Genomic DNA, 15,956 nt, shown 5'->3' on the forward strand with positions numbered 1-15,956 from the left:
TTGCATAACAAGGCTGAACGTTTGAAAAAAAGTAAAACCCCGGCACCCAAAACAGGTAACGATCACGGAGATCGGCTGCCGCCAGGACAGATGCTGACGGAGAAATTCCCGATTCTGCATGAAGGGGAAGTGCCGGAATATGACCTGTCCACCTGGGACCTGAAGGTATTCGGCGAAGTGGAAGAGGAAAAGGTGTTCTCCCTGGCTGAGTTGCAGGCGATGCCACAGGTGAACACGGTGAGTGATATTCACTGTGTTACCCGTTGGTCGAAATTCGATACGCCCTGGGAAGGTATACGCTTCTCCGATTTTGTGAAACTTCTGGGGGTTAAGCCAGAGGCAAAATACGTCATGATCCATGCAGATCATGATTATGAAACAAATGTACCGCTCGAAGAATTGATGCATGATGATGTATTGCTTGCATTCAAATATAACGGTGAGCCACTTACTCCCAAGCATGGTTTTCCACTGCGTATGGTTGTGCCACAACTTTACTTCTGGAAGAGTGCCAAGTGGATACGTGGTCTGGAGTTTATGACAGAAGACCGTAACGGATTCTGGGAAGTGAATGGTTTCCACCATTTTGCCGATCCGTTCAAGGAACAACGCTTCTCGGGTGAAGATCTGCCGATTCCGGAAGACGAGTGGACGAAGAAGGAGTTTGATTGATATGTTGATGCCTATTTTGCAGATTCATTCGGAAGACATGCCGGCATATGCCATCGTCTGTGGTGATCCGGCACGTGCGGAGAAGATTTCCCGTAAACTGGAGCAGGCGAGAGAACTGGCGTTCAGTCGGGAGTATCGTACATTTGTTGGATTGTATGAAGGGGTACAGATCGCTGTGGTCAGTCATGGTGTAGGTTCGCCTGGAGCAGCTGTGTGTTTCGAGGAACTGATTCGGGCGGGTGTAACAACTCTGATTCGTGTAGGTACAGCGGGATCGTATACAGCGGATTATCCGGCAGGCAGTGTGCTTGTGAGTACAGCCGCTGTTCGTACGGACGGGTTGACTTGCCAACTGGTGCCGGATGGTTTTCCAGCGGTAGCGGACATTGGGGTGACACAAGCGTTGATCGAAGCTGCTCGTGAGCAAGAAAGCGCGGATGCTGCAACCTTTGCAGGCAAAGTGGGCGTTGGTATTACCGTAACACTGGATGCATTCTTTGCAGGCGTGGAAGAGATTCCACACCGCAAGTACAAGCAGGCTGGAGCACTTGCGGCTGAGATGGAAATTGCGGCACTCTACATCGTCAGTACCTTGCGTGGCGCTCGCGCCGGAGCCATTGTCGCGATCGATGGATTCGCGGACAGTGACCTGGCAGCCGAGTATGATCCGCATACGGATGCGGTTGGACAAGCGGTGGAGCGCGAGATTAATGCAGCGCTACGCGCACTAGCCGCGCTTGCTCGCCAAGATCAGGCGTAGGTTGGTTAAGGCAAGTATACATTTTTGCTCATTGTTACAAGCAAAACAGTAGATGATGTCCATTTGAGGTGGACAATATAAAAAGGGCGTCCCGTAAGGTCATGAATATGACCCAAGGGGCGTCCTTTCCTTTTTAAGAGGGGGATGCAGGTACAGTGGCGAATTGTATTTGCATGGCATGTCATTAAATTAGGAGAGTGATTAAATATGGGCTGGAGTGAATTACGTGAAATTCCTAATGAATACAGCGATGAGGTACAGCGGATTGATGAGCAACTTTTGAAACTGGTTGCAGCCAGAAAGGACATAACCGGAGCAGTCCAATACCAACCCCCTCAAAATACCATCGATGAATGGGTGAGCTTACTGGATATGAAGGAGGAAGATATCCGATATGTTCTCCGTAGCGTGCAACCGATGCCGCAAAGACACTACTTTCCAAGTGAACCTCTTCAATTGACGAGTGTGGTGCCGATTATGAAGAAAATGATCAAAGATTCGTGTGAGTATATGATCACGCATTCGATGCAATATGAAGGCGAAAGCCTCGTTTATGTGGAGATTCAATATAAGGGGAATGAAGCTGAGCGTATACAAATGGTTCCACATTTGGCTCTGGAAATATTCAGCGAACAGAGACATATCACCATGAGACATGGCAGTCGTGGAGGAGGTGGGGAGACGCAAATTAGTTTCCGAGTGATTCCTGCTCTTCCTTCTTCTCTGGAAAACGTTCGATTCTCCTTGATTCCCTCAATACCAGAGATGGAATACAAAGTAGAGGAAATCATTTTGGATAAACAGGTTGATTTCGATTAACGAAAGGGTTTAGAGATAGATTTAGCTTAACTTGGGGAAGGCCTGATCCTCGAAGAGAATGATAATGCAGAAAGTGGGCACGTTATATAAAGGAACATCAACATGAATACGAAAAAAGGGAGGACTCTATGATGACACAGAACAATCAACCTCAGGACGAGGCGGAAATTCGCAACAAGCTGGATGAAGACGGGGATTCCTTGATGGAGAAAAAGAAGATTTTGAGCGGAGTAGACATTGAGCCGCAGGCGGACGAATGGGCAGCGAAGCCATCACCTGTTGCTTTTAATGAAGGAAATACTTCTTCGAAAAAATAAACAACATGAGCATCATATTCGCTTTGTGGAATGAAAATAAATTAAGCGAAGCAGGTACCCTTATGGTATCTGCTTTTTGGTTGTATAATAATGTAAAATTCAGTAGACGAAAGAGTGATTGGGATGAGTACAGGTACGATTAACATCCGAAAGGCAGAAATGAGGGACTACTCTGGCGTGTCATTGTTGATGGATGAGCTGCACCAGATGCATGTCGAGGCGCGGCCGGATCTATACAGAGCGTTGGAGACTAGAATGGAGAAAAAGGAGTTCATCGAACTGCTGGAAACGGACAAGCGTTACCTATATGTTGCCGAGTCTTCCGAAACGGGTTTGATTCTGGGTTACGGGAGTGCGCAGTTAAGTGTCATTCAAGATAACTCATTGATGGTGGATCGCAAGATGTTATACATCCATGAACTTGTAGTGGATAACAAACATCGGGGCCAAGGAACAGGTAAACAGTTACTACAAGCATTCATCGAGTTAGGGAGAGAGCTTCAGGCAGATAGCGTGGAATTGTCCGTGTCGACGTTTAACTCTGGGGCACAGGCTTTCTATGAACAGATGGGTCTTGTTGTCCGCAGTAGCAGGATGGAGTATACCTTGTAAGATGCATCGCTCTATTTAATTAGGATGGATTCATCCATTTTTATCAAAATATCAGAATACTCTTGAATACCCCCATGGGGTATGTTACTCTTAGAAAAGAACGAAAGAAAAGGGGTGTTCATGATGGATCATCAGAGCCATCCCGAGGAACCTTTGCAATCCTCCAAGTCAGATTCAACGGAAGCTTTGGCTACAGTCCAAGAAGAGGTATCCTGTCATGCCGAGGGCAGTGATGGGAAGCATGTGCGCAAGAGTCACCATTCGCAGGAGATGAAGAGTAACCTGGTTTCTCGTTTGAACCGTGTGGAAGGTCAGATTCGCGGGATCAAGGGATTGATCGAGAAGGATACGTACTGTGATGATGTGCTGACGCAGATTGCGGCGGCTCAGTCTGCTCTTAATTCAGTAGGTAAACTTTTGCTTGAAGGCCATATGAAGAGCTGTATCGTTGAGCGTATTCAGGCTGGTGAACATGAGGTTGTGGATGAACTGCTGGTTACGATGCGGAAGTTAATGAAGTAATCTGAAATTATTTACCAAATAAAGTTATCATTTTAATATACCCCAAGGAGGAATTTACAATGTCTAATGTTACATTGAACGTTACGGGAATGTCTTGCAATCACTGCGTGAAATCAGTTGAAGAAGCTGTGAAGAATACCGGTGCGAGTGGTAAGGTTGATCTGGCAGCGGGAACAGTAGCTGTGGAATATGATGAGCAGACGGTGAACGTGGATCAGATCAAAGCTGCGATTGAAGATCAGGGATACGATGTAGTCTAAAGGGATCACAGGCTTAAACCGAACATGCTCATGGGCGAAAAAGAGGTCAGAGTACCTTTTCCCAAGAGTCAGGTTTAAGCCTAATTTTCTGTCTGGTATATACCCCTTGGGGGTATAAAACAATAAATTGAATTGACATGAAAGGAGCTGACATGATGGATAACTCAACGAATAAACCAATGGATAGATCATCCGAACCCACACCAATGCCACCTATGGCAGACGCACCAGGACTAAAGACAACACTGCACATCACGGGGATGACCTGTGCTGCATGTTCGACACGAGTGGAGAAGGGATTGTCCCGCATGGAAGGGGTGCAGCAGGCCAATGTGAATCTGGCCATCGAACAGGCAACCGTATCTTATGATCCAAAGACAACCAACGTGAATGCGTTGCGAGATAAGGTGGAAGCATTGGGCTACGGTACGTTGTCCGAATCCGTTGATCTGAACATCACAGGTATGACGTGTGCTGCCTGTTCTGCCCGGATTGAAAAAGGTCTTTCCCGACTACCTGGGGTATCTCAGGCGAATGTGAATCTGGCGCTGGAAACAGGGCATATCGAATATGCCGCTGGTACATTGAAACCTTCGGATATTACCGCCAAGATCAAGCAGATGGGCTACGGTGCTAAACTACAATTGACACAAGAAGAGACCACATCGGTTCGTGAACGTGAGCTGCAACGCAAAAAGTGGAAATGGATGATATCTGCGTTGTTATCGATTCCTTTGCTGTGGGCAATGGTGGGGCATTTCTCGTTCACATCCGGAATCTATGTCCCCGAACTATTCATGAACCCTTGGTTCCAGCTACTGCTGGCAACGCCGGTACAGTTCGTGATTGGATGGCAATTCTATGTGGGGGCGTACAAAGCCTTACGTAACCGCAGTGCCAATATGGACGTTCTCGTCGCATTGGGTACCAGTGCAGCGTTTTTTTACAGTCTCTATCTGACGTTATCCAGTGGGTACTTACCTTCTACAACCATGGATCATGGGGCAATGGGAACGAGCACAGCCGCCATGCCTTCGGTAGAACTCTATTATGAGACAAGTGCAATTCTGATTACGTTAATTCTACTTGGAAAATGGTTCGAAGCTGTGGCGAAAGGTCGCTCTTCACAGGCGATCAAAAGCCTGATTGAACTGGCTCCACGTGAAGCCCGTGTCATCCGTGATGGACAGGAAGTTATGGTTCCTGCCGCATATGTTGCGGTGGGTGACTTGGTTCTGGTGAAGCCGGGTGATAGCATCCCGGTGGATGGTATCGTTGAAGAAGGGCAATCCTCAGTAGATGAATCCATGCTTAGTGGAGAGAGCCTTCCCGTGGATAAAAAGCCAGGAGATCCCGTTACAGGTGCTACGCTGAACAAAAACGGGGTATTACGACTGCGTGCGACCCGAGTGGGCTCGGACACGGCTTTGTCCCAGATTATTAAAGTAGTCGAGCAAGCTCAGGGCTCCAAAGCACCGATCCAGCGGATCGCAGATGTCATTTCAGGCATTTTTGTTCCGATTGTTGTCGGCATAGCTGCGCTGACATTCCTGATCTGGTATCTGTTTGCAAGTCCAGGTGACTTCGCTGGTTCCCTTGAAAAAGCGATTGCCGTGCTTGTCATTGCCTGTCCATGTGCACTGGGGCTGGCAACGCCGACCTCTGTCATGGCTGGATCAGGACGTGCGGCTGAATATGGCATTCTGTTCAAGGGGGGAGAACATCTGGAGTCGGCACAACAGATTCAGACCGTGGTGCTCGACAAAACAGGTACAGTAACCCAAGGTAAACCGGTCCTTACCGATGTTGTTATGGCTCCGAATTGGACGGAATCCGATCTGCTTGAGCGAGTGGGAGCGGCAGAACAGAGTTCAGAGCATCCGCTGGCAGAGGCGATTGTTGCTGGTATCCTTGCCAAGGGTCTGGAGCTAACCCCAACAGAGAAGTTCGAGAACATACCGGGATACGGCGTGCGAGCTTCAGCAAAAGGGCAGGAGATTCTGGTCGGCACGCGTCGTTTGCTTGCAGATGCACAGGTGAATGTCTCTGAGGAAACCGTTCAGCAGATGAACCGTCTGGAGGAACAAGGGCGTACAGCGATGCTGGTAGCGGTAGATGGTCAGTGGGCAGGGATCGTGGCTGTGGCTGACACCATCAAGGATACCTCTCGTGAAGCCATCGGTCGTCTTCAGGCGATGGGGATCGATGTCATCATGATTACGGGAGACAATGAGCGAACAGCTCGCGCTGTAGCTGAACAGGCAGGGATCGGTAAAGTACTGGCTGAGGTTCTGCCGGAGGGTAAAGCTGCGGAAGTGAAGAAACTTCAGGAGAGTGGCCTGAAAGTCGCGATGGTAGGTGACGGCATTAATGATGCTCCGGCACTCGCTACAGCGGATATTGGGATGGCGATCGGAACAGGAACGGATGTAGCGATGGAAGCGGCGGATATTACGTTGATGCGTGGTGATCTGAACAGTATTGCAGATGCCATTGAGATGAGCCGGCGCACGATGGGGAACATCAAACAAAACTTGTTCTGGGCACTCGGATACAACGTGATTGGTATTCCCATTGCGGCAGTTGGCTTCTTGGCTCCATGGCTGGCAGGGGCGGCAATGGCGTTCAGCTCCGTGTCGGTTGTACTGAATTCGCTGCGTCTGCAACGCATGAAGCTGAAGAGAAATGACTGACCGACCTTTGTTTGGAGATATATTCAACGCCTCAATGTCAATGAAGTGAGGATGAATAAATACGCGGTTCGCTGCGGCGGACCGTGTTTTTTGTTGAGAAAAATACAGTTGAGCCGCCAGAAAATAAGCCTGAATCGTTGGTATAGATGTTCTTTTCTACGGAGAAAGGATAGCATAATGCTCTTTTGTGAAAATGGATCGATTGTATTCATGAATAAAGCTTACGTTTTCTGAATTTTTCAAAAAATGAGTTGACAATATGGACATATTCACATAAAATTTAAACGATCGTTTGATTCAAACAACTGTTTAAATCAAATTAGAACTATTTGAGTAATGGAGGACACCTTTTATGTTACAGGCTTTACGTACATTGTTTAAAAAACCGCCAGTGATTGTAGGGATCGTAACAGCACTTATGTTCCAAGTGATCTTTAGCGTGATCTGGATGACCGCATATTCTGGAGTAAATGACCGTGCGAAAGAATTGACGGTTGCGATTGTGAACGAGGACGGCGAAATGTCCAAAGGAATCGCGGATTCGCTCGCAGGAACACTGCCTTTCCATACCGTATCCAATCTAAGCGCGGCTGAAGCGTTGGATCAGCTGAATCATCACCAAGTACACATGGTGCTGGATATCCCGGCTGGGTTTAACGAATTGCTTCAGACGGCTGGCTCAACCGCCGAGATTAAATACACCATTAATGAAGCGAACCCGGTTACGATTAAAAGCATGATGCAAGGTGTATCACAAAGTGTGACAAACACGATTAACAAACAAGCTACAGCACAAGGGGTACAGACGGTATTGACCGCTTCAGGTGCACCTGCCGATCAGGCTGCTGAAGCCGCTACAAACCTGACTACCCGAGTGGAGGGAACGACAACGTCCATCAACCCGGTTAACGGGATGAATAATCAGATGGTGCCAATGATGATGGTACTGGCTTCCTATGTAGGTGCCATGATCATGGGGATGAATCTCCAGACAGCCATGGGTATGCTGTCATCCACTTATTCCCGATTGACTTTGTTTGGCGCGAGAGTAGTCATTAATGTGGGTTCCGCATTGGTTGTTTCCTTGCTGGGATCATCACTGATCGTGGCACTGGGAGGACAGATTGCACAAGGATTCGTTGCATTCTGGTTGTTCCAGGCGCTCTTCCTGTGCACGTTCATGTTCTTCTCCCAGTTCTTCCTGATCTGCTTCGGACCAGCGGGAAGTCTGTTCAACATCATCTCACTGTCCTTGCAACTGGTATCCTCCGGTGCTATGGTACCGCGTGAATTGCTGAACAGCTTCTATAGCGGCATTGGGCAGTACCTGCCTGCAACATACGCCGTTCAGGGTATTCTGAGCGTGCAGTTGGGAGGCCCAGGAGTTCAGTCTGCTGCGGGCTCTATCGTGATTGTACTGTTGGTTGCCGTTGCGTTGTCACTGGTCGTGACGTTGTTGAAAAAACAACGCATGCCAGCTATGGCTCCAAGCCCTGCTCAAGCAAACAACTAATACAGCAGATGTATACCATTGCATCATAGGATAGGACAAGCACCCCGATGATTTTCATCGGGGTGCTTGGTGTAATATAATAGACAGATGATTCGCTGGCTACAGTCCTTGAGCTGGAGCGAATGAGATGAACGGACAAGAGGGAGCGGGACGGAATGACTGAACCGGAGTTGGATATCAAAACGAGGATATTGCTTGCAGCCAAGAAGCTTTTTGCACAGCAGGGGTATGACGGGACGAGTGTTCGTCAAATATGTGATGAGGCAGGTGCCAATGTGTCGCTGGTGTCTTATCATTTTGGGGGCAAAGAAAAGGTGTTCGAAGCATTATTTGAGCATTTCTTCCCTGGGTATATGATGAACGCGCTGGCTGAAGAGTCCATGTCCTCGCCTGTGGAAGGTATCCGACGAATTATTGGTGAAGTTGTGAAGTTCACGATGACGGATCGGGAGATGAGCGATATTGTGCAGCTTGAAATTACACTGCGTACACATCGTACAGCAACCGTATTTCGTTTTCTAGACCCTGTATGGACCCGAGTGAGGGACCTGTTGCAAGAAGGAAAAGACCAGGGATTGTTCCAGGTCGAGTCCGTATCTTATGCGATGCTTCAGGTTATGGGTGTGGCTTTGGCGCACAAACGGGCCAAGAATTCACGATTTGGCTTTGATTATCAGGATATGAATACAGACGAGCTTGCTGAGCAGACAATTGAGTTCGTACTACGAGGATTGGGAGTGAACAGCCATGAATGAAACCATTGAGTTGATGATGAAACACCGCTCTGTACGCAAATACAAGCCAGACCCGGTAAGTGATGAGCAGCTTGCAGCTATCGTAGCGGCTGGGCAGATGGCTTCCTCTTCAAGTAGTGTGCAAGCATATACCGTAATTGCTGTGACTGACTTAGAGCAAAAAGCCAAGCTGGCTGAATTGGCAGGTAACCAGGCCTATGTCAATGAATGTCCGGTATTTCTTGTATGGTGTGCTGATCTGTATCGGCTGAGTGATGCTGCGAATCGTCATCTTCCTGAGAAGGAATCGTATGCCGATTCAACCGAGAATTTCATGGTAGCCACGATTGATGCTGCACTTGCTTCCCAGAACGCCGCTCTTGCAGCGGAGTCACTAGGGTTCGGAATCGTATATATTGGCGGGCTTCGTACCCGGATTGAGGAAGTTGCTGAGCTGTTGGAATTGCCGGAAGGGGTATATCCGGTGTATGGCATGTGTATTGGTGTTGCAGATCAGGAAACGGGAATTCGCCCGCGTCTGCCACTTAATGCAGTTCTGCATCGTAATCGTTATAATGCCGAGCAGAGCATCAAAGGTGTTGAGCAGTATGATGAGACAACGACGGCGTACATGAAAGAACGGACTAATGGTGAAAGAACGACTCCATGGTCCGAACTGATGGCGAAGCGCCTGACTGAGCCGACACGGTTGCAAGTGAGACCGTTCCTGGAAGGCAAAGGATTCTTGAAGCGTTAAGTTGAACTGAAGGTAGTTACACTTGCCACTCCGATGACAGAACAACCTTCCGATCGCTGTTATCCCCAGATTTTTTGATCCAATTTTTGTGAAGGTGAAAATCTAGTGATAGCGTATGCTTCCGAAGTAGCTTTCTTTCAGAAAGCTTTTAGGCGACCGCTCTGCTTCCTCAGGTTATTTCTGTCCTCTACGTTCCTGTTTAAAAATTTAGTTCAACTGATATATAATAGTAGACTAGAAGTCAGTCGGGGCGAAGCCGACTGGCTTCTTTGTGTTGTGCTGGCAGGACAAGCGATAGTACTTGCTGTTACCTGATTGTACTCAAGTTAAGCCATAGAAACGCTTTGTGTTCTGATAAAAGAGCCGGGCGGCCCGCTCGGTTCCCATGCCAGTGATTTCGCTCCATGCCTGGATGACCTGTCTGGTCATGGCCGGGTGTGTCATTCGTCCCTGAAATGGTCCTTCGAAGGGCCACGGTCCGTCGGTCTCGGCCATCACTTGTTCCGATGGATATTGCCGGGCGAGTTCACGAATCTCTTCTTCATACCGAATATCCGGCGTGAAGGAAATGAAATAACCGTTGTCCGCCATGCGCCTTACGGTTTGGCGAGAACCTTTGAACCAGTGGAAATGAGCACGTCGGAACTGATATTGCTCCAGCAAATCACAGACGATATCCGCATCATCGTATACCGCATGAAGGACAAGTGGTTTGTTATGCTTTTTGGCAAGTTGGATGAAACGTTCAAGCAGTTCAATGTACCCGCTCTGATCGAATCGCTGCCCTGCCTGCTCAGCTTCCAAACGGTTGTAATAGGGAAGGCCGACTTCTCCGATGGCTGTGGCTTGTCCCATGTGCTTCTCGATCCATTGGAAGAATAGGTCCATTTCTGCAATGGACAGCAGTTCCTGTTCCGGATGGAAACCGAAGGCCGGATAGATATTACGTGGATGTTGTTTGGCAAGCTCTAGATTGGCCTGAGCAGAAGCGAGATTCATTGACACGGCAATGACTGCCTCGACTTGCTGAGACGGGAAAGATAGCAGCATCTCGCGTTGTTCGTCAGGGGTATACTGATCGAAGTGAATATGAGCATCAATTAATGGTGCAAAAGCTTGAGAATGCACGAGGGAATTCCTCCTTGTGTTCAGTTATATTCTAACTATGTTACGCAGAATTTCTTATGGCGGATCACCCATTAAAGGAAATAAATAACTTAAAAACCCGCACTATCAAGATAGGCGGGCTTTCTGCTGTTCTTCTCGCATCCACTGTGCAATCTGCCGTTTACGCTCCAGGAAAGCGGATTCCTCCGTAATTTCTTCTCGTCTTGGGCGATCAAAAGGAACATGTACCTCGTGCAACACCGTTGCAGGTCGGTTGGATAATACATAGACCCGATCTGCAAGTAGCAATGCTTCTTCGATATTGTGGGTGATGAACAGCACCGAGCGGCGGTTCTGTTCCCAGATATCGAGCAGCCAGCGTTGCATGTCGCTACGTGTCAGTGCATCCAGTGCGCTGAAAGGTTCGTCCAGCAGCATGAGTTCCTGCGGACTGAGCAGGGCACGCAGAAATGCAGCACGCTGCTGCATTCCGCCCGACAGCATATGAGGATAGGCCTGCTCGAACCCGGCAAGACCCACGCTGCTTAACCACTTTCGAGCCTCTGCAAGTGCTTCGGCCCGAGGTGGAGCACTTGAAGCTACTTCACCAGCAAGCAGTACATTATCTTCAATGGTACGCCACGGGAAAAGGGCGGGCTGTTGCGGCATATAACTAATCTTGCCACGCTGTCCCGTTACATTCTGACCGTTCATAAGCACTTGGCCTTCCTGTGGCTTCAGCAGACCGCCGATGATATGGAACAGGGTGCTCTTGCCACAGCCAGAAGGTCCAACGATAGCAACAAACTCGCCTTGCTCCACAGTCAGGGACAGGCCGTTCAGAACCGGTAGCTTGCTACGCCGTTCACGGAATGATGCATGAACATTAACAACGTCCAGTGCAGGTGGAACCGGAGCAGGAGTCGTGTTGGCAGGTCGATCAGGCGTAGCCGAGTTAAACTTTTCACCGTGCGTTGGCTCCATTACACTTGCTCCTCGTCCAGGCTGGACTTGTTCATCCTGTTGCAGATTCATATGGTCATCACTTCCTAATATACAGATTACTTCTTTACTACCGCTTTTGTGGCCGCCAGCGCACGAGCAGCTTCTCCAGCAGGGCAATGAACAGGAAGAGCAGCAAGCTGAGCGCGACAATAATCATGATCGCCACGAATAGGCGGTCCGTACGATAAGCCGACTTTTGCAACATCATATAATAACCAATACCCTTGTCTGCACCAATCCATTCGGCGATGATGGCGCCCATCACGCTATAGGTAGCGGCGATTTTGACACCGGAGAACACGGATGGCAGCGCATGGGGGAGCTCCAGCTTCCAGAAGATCTGATGACGTTTCGCACCAGCCATGCGCATATAGTTCATCATCGCCGCGTCAGTACGGGTCAAGCCATCCATGGCCGCCACTGCAACGGGGAAGAAGCAGACCAGAATGATCGTAATCAGCTTGGGCAGTAGCCCGAATCCGAACCAGATTAACAGGAGCGGCGCGAGCGCGATGGTCGGAATATTTTGACTAAGAATAAGTAAAGGATACAGGGCTGACTTGAGAAAAGGGACTAAATGTAGCACCATCGCAATCAGTAATCCAACCGCTGTTCCAGCGGCGAATCCAATCAGCGTTAACTGAATGGTTGCGGAAGCGTGCATGCCAAGCCGTTCGGCCTGGGTTGCCGCTTCGCGGGCGATGTCGGACGGTGCAGGCAGCATCCATTTCTCAATATGGAAGAGGGAGACGGCTCCCTGCCATATCGCTATAAAGAGAATAACCGCCACAATGGGCGGCCATACACTTTTGAAATAGGCAGGCATTAGCGATACTTCTCCGTCAGGGTATCCATGCTGAAGCCGGTAGGGCTATGGGCGATTTTGATCTGGGAGATGATGCTTGGGCTGCCAGCCTCCACGAGTACCTCGTGCATTTTACGGACAACTTCCAGCAGTTCCTCTAGTTCCCCCTCCATCGTGGTGTCGAGCGCGTTCACCTGATATTTCAGGCCGGATTGCTGAATAACTTCAATGGCGCGATCAACGTAAGGATAAGAGTTCTCGCCATTTGGCGTTTTCGGGATAACCTGAATACTAAGTAGTGTGCTTGCCATGAGAGATCACGGCTCCTTTCGTGATATATAAAATGAACTAATGACTGTTACACTTGCCACTTCGACGACAGAATAACCTTCCAATCGCTGTTATCCCCAGATTTTTTTGATTCCCTTTCTCTAAAGGGAAAATCCGGTGATAAAGGCGACCGCTTCGCTTTTTCACGTTATTTCTGTCCTCTCCGTCCTCGTGTAAAATTTAAGTTCGTTTTATATGAGAAATTTTATTGGGGTAAAAACTCGTTTGTATATGCTTTGCTCACATCGATCTGTTCATCAAGCAGTTTTTTGCTAAACATCCAGTCGGTGTAGTTCTGCCACACTTCCTGTTTTTGCTCACCCCAGCGCGGGGCGTCATCCGTGTATTTCGGACTGAGCCATTTCTGGCTTGCCAGTACGAGGTCTTTGTCCAGATCCGGTACGGCCTTGATCAGAATGTTTGCTGCGTCTTCGGGATGATCAATTGCGTATTGATACCCTTCGGAGGTGGCTTTCAGGAATGCTTTCACCAACTCAGGGTCGTTTTGGATCGTCTGCTCGTTTGTTACGAGGACAGGCGTGTAGTAATCCAATGCATCTGAATAATCCTTCACATATAACATGTCGATGGGCTCCCCGCGCAGTTCGGCTTCAATACCCGTCCAGGCGTAGAAAATCCATGCAAAATCAATGTCCCGTTTTACTGCGGTGAAAAAGTCGGCGTCACCCATATTAATGTTTTTGACTTTGGATACATCGGCTCCGTCGCCTTCCATAATGGATTGCATCACGGCTTCTTCGACTGGGGAACCCCAACCGCCATAGGTTTTACCTTCAAAATCTTTCGGTGACTTGATATTCCGATCCGCCGGAGCAGCGAACCCGGATGTATTATGCTGAATAACTGCTGCGATGGAGACGAGTGGAACACCCTGTGTGCGGGCTTGAGTTACACTCTCCTGATAACTTACGCCAAAAGGTACTTCATTGGAGGCAACCATTGTATCTGCGCCACCGGCACCTGGTTGTACAATCTCCACGTTCAAGCCTTCGGCTTTATAAAAACCTTGATCTACAGCTGCATACAGGCCTGTATGATTCGTATTTGGTGTCCAGTCGAGCACCACTTTAATATCTTTCAGGGCGGCAGTGTCACCTTCGTTGCTGCTTTCCGCATTAGTGTTGTTGTTCTGTTCTGCCGGGGCAGCTTCTTTACCGCCACATGCGGCTACAGTCACCATAAGCACGCACAAGAGCAACAATCCCATCGTTTTACGCCATTTCATCTGTGGTTCTCTCCTTCGGTATGTCCGGCCGATTGGCACGGGGTACTCCTTGGCTTCATATCCAATCATCTTGCATAAATCGACAGATTTATACCAGTTGAGATCCGGATGACGTTATTTTTGAATAAGTAAAACGTCCATCGATGTCATTCAAGGAAGCCAGACTGCGCTTAGCGGCAGTTTTTCTTGCAATATCAGGAAGGTGATGCTTCCAAACTTATACTTTCTGATAGTAACAAAAAAAGCGCCCCGTATTCCGGGACGCGTGCAGGCGTTAGAGAGGTGGCGTTCAGCCATAGGGCTGTGCCATTTCGATATACTCCGATTCCTACGCTGGCATGATCCAGATCAGGTCTAAGGGTTAGTATCTTGGTGGGATACACTCTCAGCCGGCCAATTCCGACTCCCCTGGGAAACTATGAAGTTACGGGCATTACTAGGTGTAATTATAGGCCAGAGGGTAGGACCTGTCCAGTCATGAACTGGATAGGGACACGTATAAGTTATAAACAGGCCGTTATACATATGTATAACAGCCTGTTTGGATGTGTTATTTTCAATAATTATCGTGGGGAATCATATAAGGCAATCTGACTGAGTGCAAAAGCATCGGATTTTGGGTCATAACCTACCTGTTTCTGAGTGGTTTCCAGATTTAATCGTTTAAACCGATTATTCGAGATCCCATGCAGTATGGTGAAGGGTTCCAGATCGGTAGTTGTAATTGCTTTGAACATCAAATCACACAAGTCAGCCGGACTAATATACGCGCTCATATCCCTTGCCTCCAGCACGGGTCCGTCCGGTTGAAAATCATCATATGCACCTATACGTATTGCTACACTTTGTAAACCTTCGGTATACGCAAAATAGGAAGCGAGCGATTCTCCAAAACATTTGCTAACCCCGTACAAATTCCGTGGGCGTGTCGGCATGTCCGGATAGACCTGAGCATCAATGGGATACCCCTCGATCGTCTGTGCACTGCTTGCCAGAATGACTCTTCGTACACTTTGGTCCTTGGCTGCACGGAATACATTAAATGTGCCTTTGATATTGATGTCCAACAACGATTCATAAAATCCGGCATGCGGGGAAGGATCTCCCGCCAGATGTACAACCACATCCATGCCTTCGCAAGCATGCTGACAGGCTTCGGGGTCTGTCACATCCAGTGTCATGATCTCATGGCCTGTCCCTTGATACGTATGCAGTCTGTCGATATTCAAATCCGTTAGTCGCAGGTGAAATGTCTCTGACAAGTGTTGGGACAAGTCACGTCCAATTTTTCCGGCTGCGCCGGTAATTAAAATGTTCATGAAATCAGCTCCATTTCTTAGCGCTGGAAGAACTCAATCCATTCCTTTTCAGGTCCATAGATGAAGAAATAGCGGTAACCGTTAGGCAGTGTAATAATCTCTCCATCGATAAATTCGGCTTCGGTGGATTGAATGCGTTTGTACTCAGAATCAAGATCATCCACGTGGATCGCAAAATGGTGCACCGTACCTTCGGAAGGCAGCTTGTCGCTGTATCCTTGAATTAGCTCAATCTCAGTCTCGTTACTTCCATTGAAGCCGAGAAAGGCGAGCTGAATGACGCCGTTAGTATGGGTTACCCGGTCTTTCAATTCAAGACCAACAATCTCCGTATAGAAACGCAACGTGGTCTCCAGATCACGCACGGCAATGCCGACGTGGTCAATGCGTTTTTGAAAACTCACAATCAAAAACCTCCTTATGTAGTGAATGTTTCTACCATTTTAAGGGATATCATAGGGCTGTACTACATGGTTGTCAAATAT

18 protein-coding genes and 1 riboswitch are annotated in these 15,956 nt (G+C 48.4%); of the genes, 11 read left to right on the forward strand and 7 right to left on the reverse strand.

Features of this window, described 5'->3' with window-relative positions:
* The 11 genes from NST38_RS02310 (at position 1) to nfsA (ending at position 9,659) form a co-directional block, all read left to right on the forward strand.
* Positions 1-672 carry a sulfite oxidase-like oxidoreductase gene (locus NST38_RS02310; RefSeq protein WP_017691010.1) on the forward strand — a complete coding sequence of 224 codons (672 nt, stop codon included), beginning with the start codon at positions 1-3 and terminating at the stop codon, positions 670-672.
* Position 673: 1 nt separating this feature from the next.
* Entirely contained in the window at positions 674-1,432 is a 759-nt protein-coding gene (locus tag NST38_RS02315; protein ID WP_076253886.1) for a nucleoside phosphorylase, read from the forward strand.
* A 207-nt stretch (positions 1,433-1,639) separates the two neighbouring features.
* Positions 1,640-2,251: a hypothetical protein gene (locus tag NST38_RS02320; RefSeq protein WP_076253885.1), complete on the forward strand. Its 612-nt coding sequence runs from the start codon at positions 1,640-1,642 to the stop codon at positions 2,249-2,251.
* Between the two features lie 131 nt (positions 2,252-2,382).
* Positions 2,383-2,568: a hypothetical protein gene (locus tag NST38_RS02325; RefSeq protein ID WP_036616704.1), complete on the forward strand. Its 186-nt coding sequence runs from the start codon at positions 2,383-2,385 to the stop codon at positions 2,566-2,568.
* Between the two features lie 123 nt (positions 2,569-2,691).
* On the forward strand, positions 2,692-3,180 hold the full coding sequence (locus NST38_RS02330; protein WP_076253884.1) for a GNAT family N-acetyltransferase: 489 nt from the start codon (positions 2,692-2,694) through the stop codon (positions 3,178-3,180).
* A gap of 123 nt (positions 3,181-3,303) precedes the next feature.
* Entirely contained in the window at positions 3,304-3,702 is a 399-nt protein-coding gene (locus NST38_RS02335) for a metal-sensitive transcriptional regulator (protein ID WP_256720182.1), read from the forward strand.
* 59 nt (positions 3,703-3,761) lie between these two features.
* A complete protein-coding gene (locus NST38_RS02340) occupies positions 3,762-3,962 on the forward strand; it encodes a copper ion binding protein (RefSeq protein WP_017691004.1) in 201 nt (66 codons plus the stop codon).
* 206 nt (positions 3,963-4,168) lie between these two features.
* A complete protein-coding gene (locus NST38_RS02345; protein WP_445933722.1) occupies positions 4,169-6,655 on the forward strand; it encodes a heavy metal translocating P-type ATPase in 2,487 nt (828 codons plus the stop codon).
* A gap of 352 nt (positions 6,656-7,007) precedes the next feature.
* A complete protein-coding gene (locus NST38_RS02350) occupies positions 7,008-8,168 on the forward strand; it encodes a YhgE/Pip domain-containing protein (protein ID WP_036673157.1) in 1,161 nt (386 codons plus the stop codon).
* 155 nt (positions 8,169-8,323) lie between these two features.
* The gene (locus tag NST38_RS02355; RefSeq protein WP_076253883.1) at positions 8,324-8,923 is read left to right on the forward strand and encodes a TetR family transcriptional regulator; all 600 of its coding nucleotides are present in this window, start codon (positions 8,324-8,326) and stop codon (positions 8,921-8,923) included.
* The gene (gene nfsA / locus NST38_RS02360; protein WP_076253882.1) at positions 8,916-9,659 is read left to right on the forward strand and encodes an oxygen-insensitive NADPH nitroreductase; all 744 of its coding nucleotides are present in this window, start codon (positions 8,916-8,918) and stop codon (positions 9,657-9,659) included. The genes NST38_RS02355 and nfsA overlap by 8 nt, the downstream gene beginning before the upstream one ends.
* Positions 9,660-9,980: 321 nt before the next feature.
* On the opposite strand, the gene NST38_RS02365 is transcribed toward nfsA, so the two are convergent.
* From NST38_RS02365 to NST38_RS02395, 7 genes are all read right to left on the reverse strand, one after another.
* Positions 9,981-10,787, reverse strand: a complete 807-nt coding sequence (locus NST38_RS02365) for a TatD family hydrolase (protein WP_083685036.1) — start codon at positions 10,785-10,787, stop codon at positions 9,981-9,983.
* A gap of 105 nt (positions 10,788-10,892) precedes the next feature.
* On the reverse strand, positions 10,893-11,801 hold the full coding sequence (locus NST38_RS02370; protein WP_076253880.1) for an ABC transporter ATP-binding protein: 909 nt from the start codon (positions 11,799-11,801) through the stop codon (positions 10,893-10,895).
* A gap of 37 nt (positions 11,802-11,838) precedes the next feature.
* On the reverse strand, positions 11,839-12,597 hold the full coding sequence (locus NST38_RS02375) for an ABC transporter permease (RefSeq protein WP_036616724.1): 759 nt from the start codon (positions 12,595-12,597) through the stop codon (positions 11,839-11,841).
* Positions 12,597-12,887: a thiamine-binding protein gene (locus tag NST38_RS02380; protein ID WP_017690996.1), complete on the reverse strand. Its 291-nt coding sequence runs from the start codon at positions 12,885-12,887 to the stop codon at positions 12,597-12,599. The genes NST38_RS02375 and NST38_RS02380 overlap by 1 nt, the downstream gene beginning before the upstream one ends.
* A gap of 224 nt (positions 12,888-13,111) precedes the next feature.
* Positions 13,112-14,152, reverse strand: coding sequence for an ABC transporter substrate-binding protein (locus tag NST38_RS02385; protein ID WP_076253879.1), 1,041 nt, complete (start codon positions 14,150-14,152; stop codon positions 13,112-13,114).
* Positions 14,153-14,459: 307 nt separating this feature from the next.
* A riboswitch (TPP riboswitch) is annotated at positions 14,460-14,572 on the reverse strand.
* A gap of 143 nt (positions 14,573-14,715) precedes the next feature.
* The gene (locus tag NST38_RS02390) at positions 14,716-15,471 is read right to left on the reverse strand and encodes an NAD-dependent epimerase/dehydratase family protein (RefSeq protein WP_076253878.1); all 756 of its coding nucleotides are present in this window, start codon (positions 15,469-15,471) and stop codon (positions 14,716-14,718) included.
* Positions 15,472-15,488: 17 nt separating this feature from the next.
* Positions 15,489-15,875, reverse strand: a complete 387-nt coding sequence (locus tag NST38_RS02395; RefSeq protein ID WP_076253877.1) for a VOC family protein — start codon at positions 15,873-15,875, stop codon at positions 15,489-15,491.
* Positions 15,876-15,956: the final 81 nt, after the last annotated feature.

Origin of the sequence: Paenibacillus sp. FSL H8-0104, from assembly GCF_038050215.1 — a bacterium.
GTDB classification, from domain to species: Bacteria; Bacillota; Bacilli; order Paenibacillales; family Paenibacillaceae; genus Paenibacillus; species Paenibacillus amylolyticus.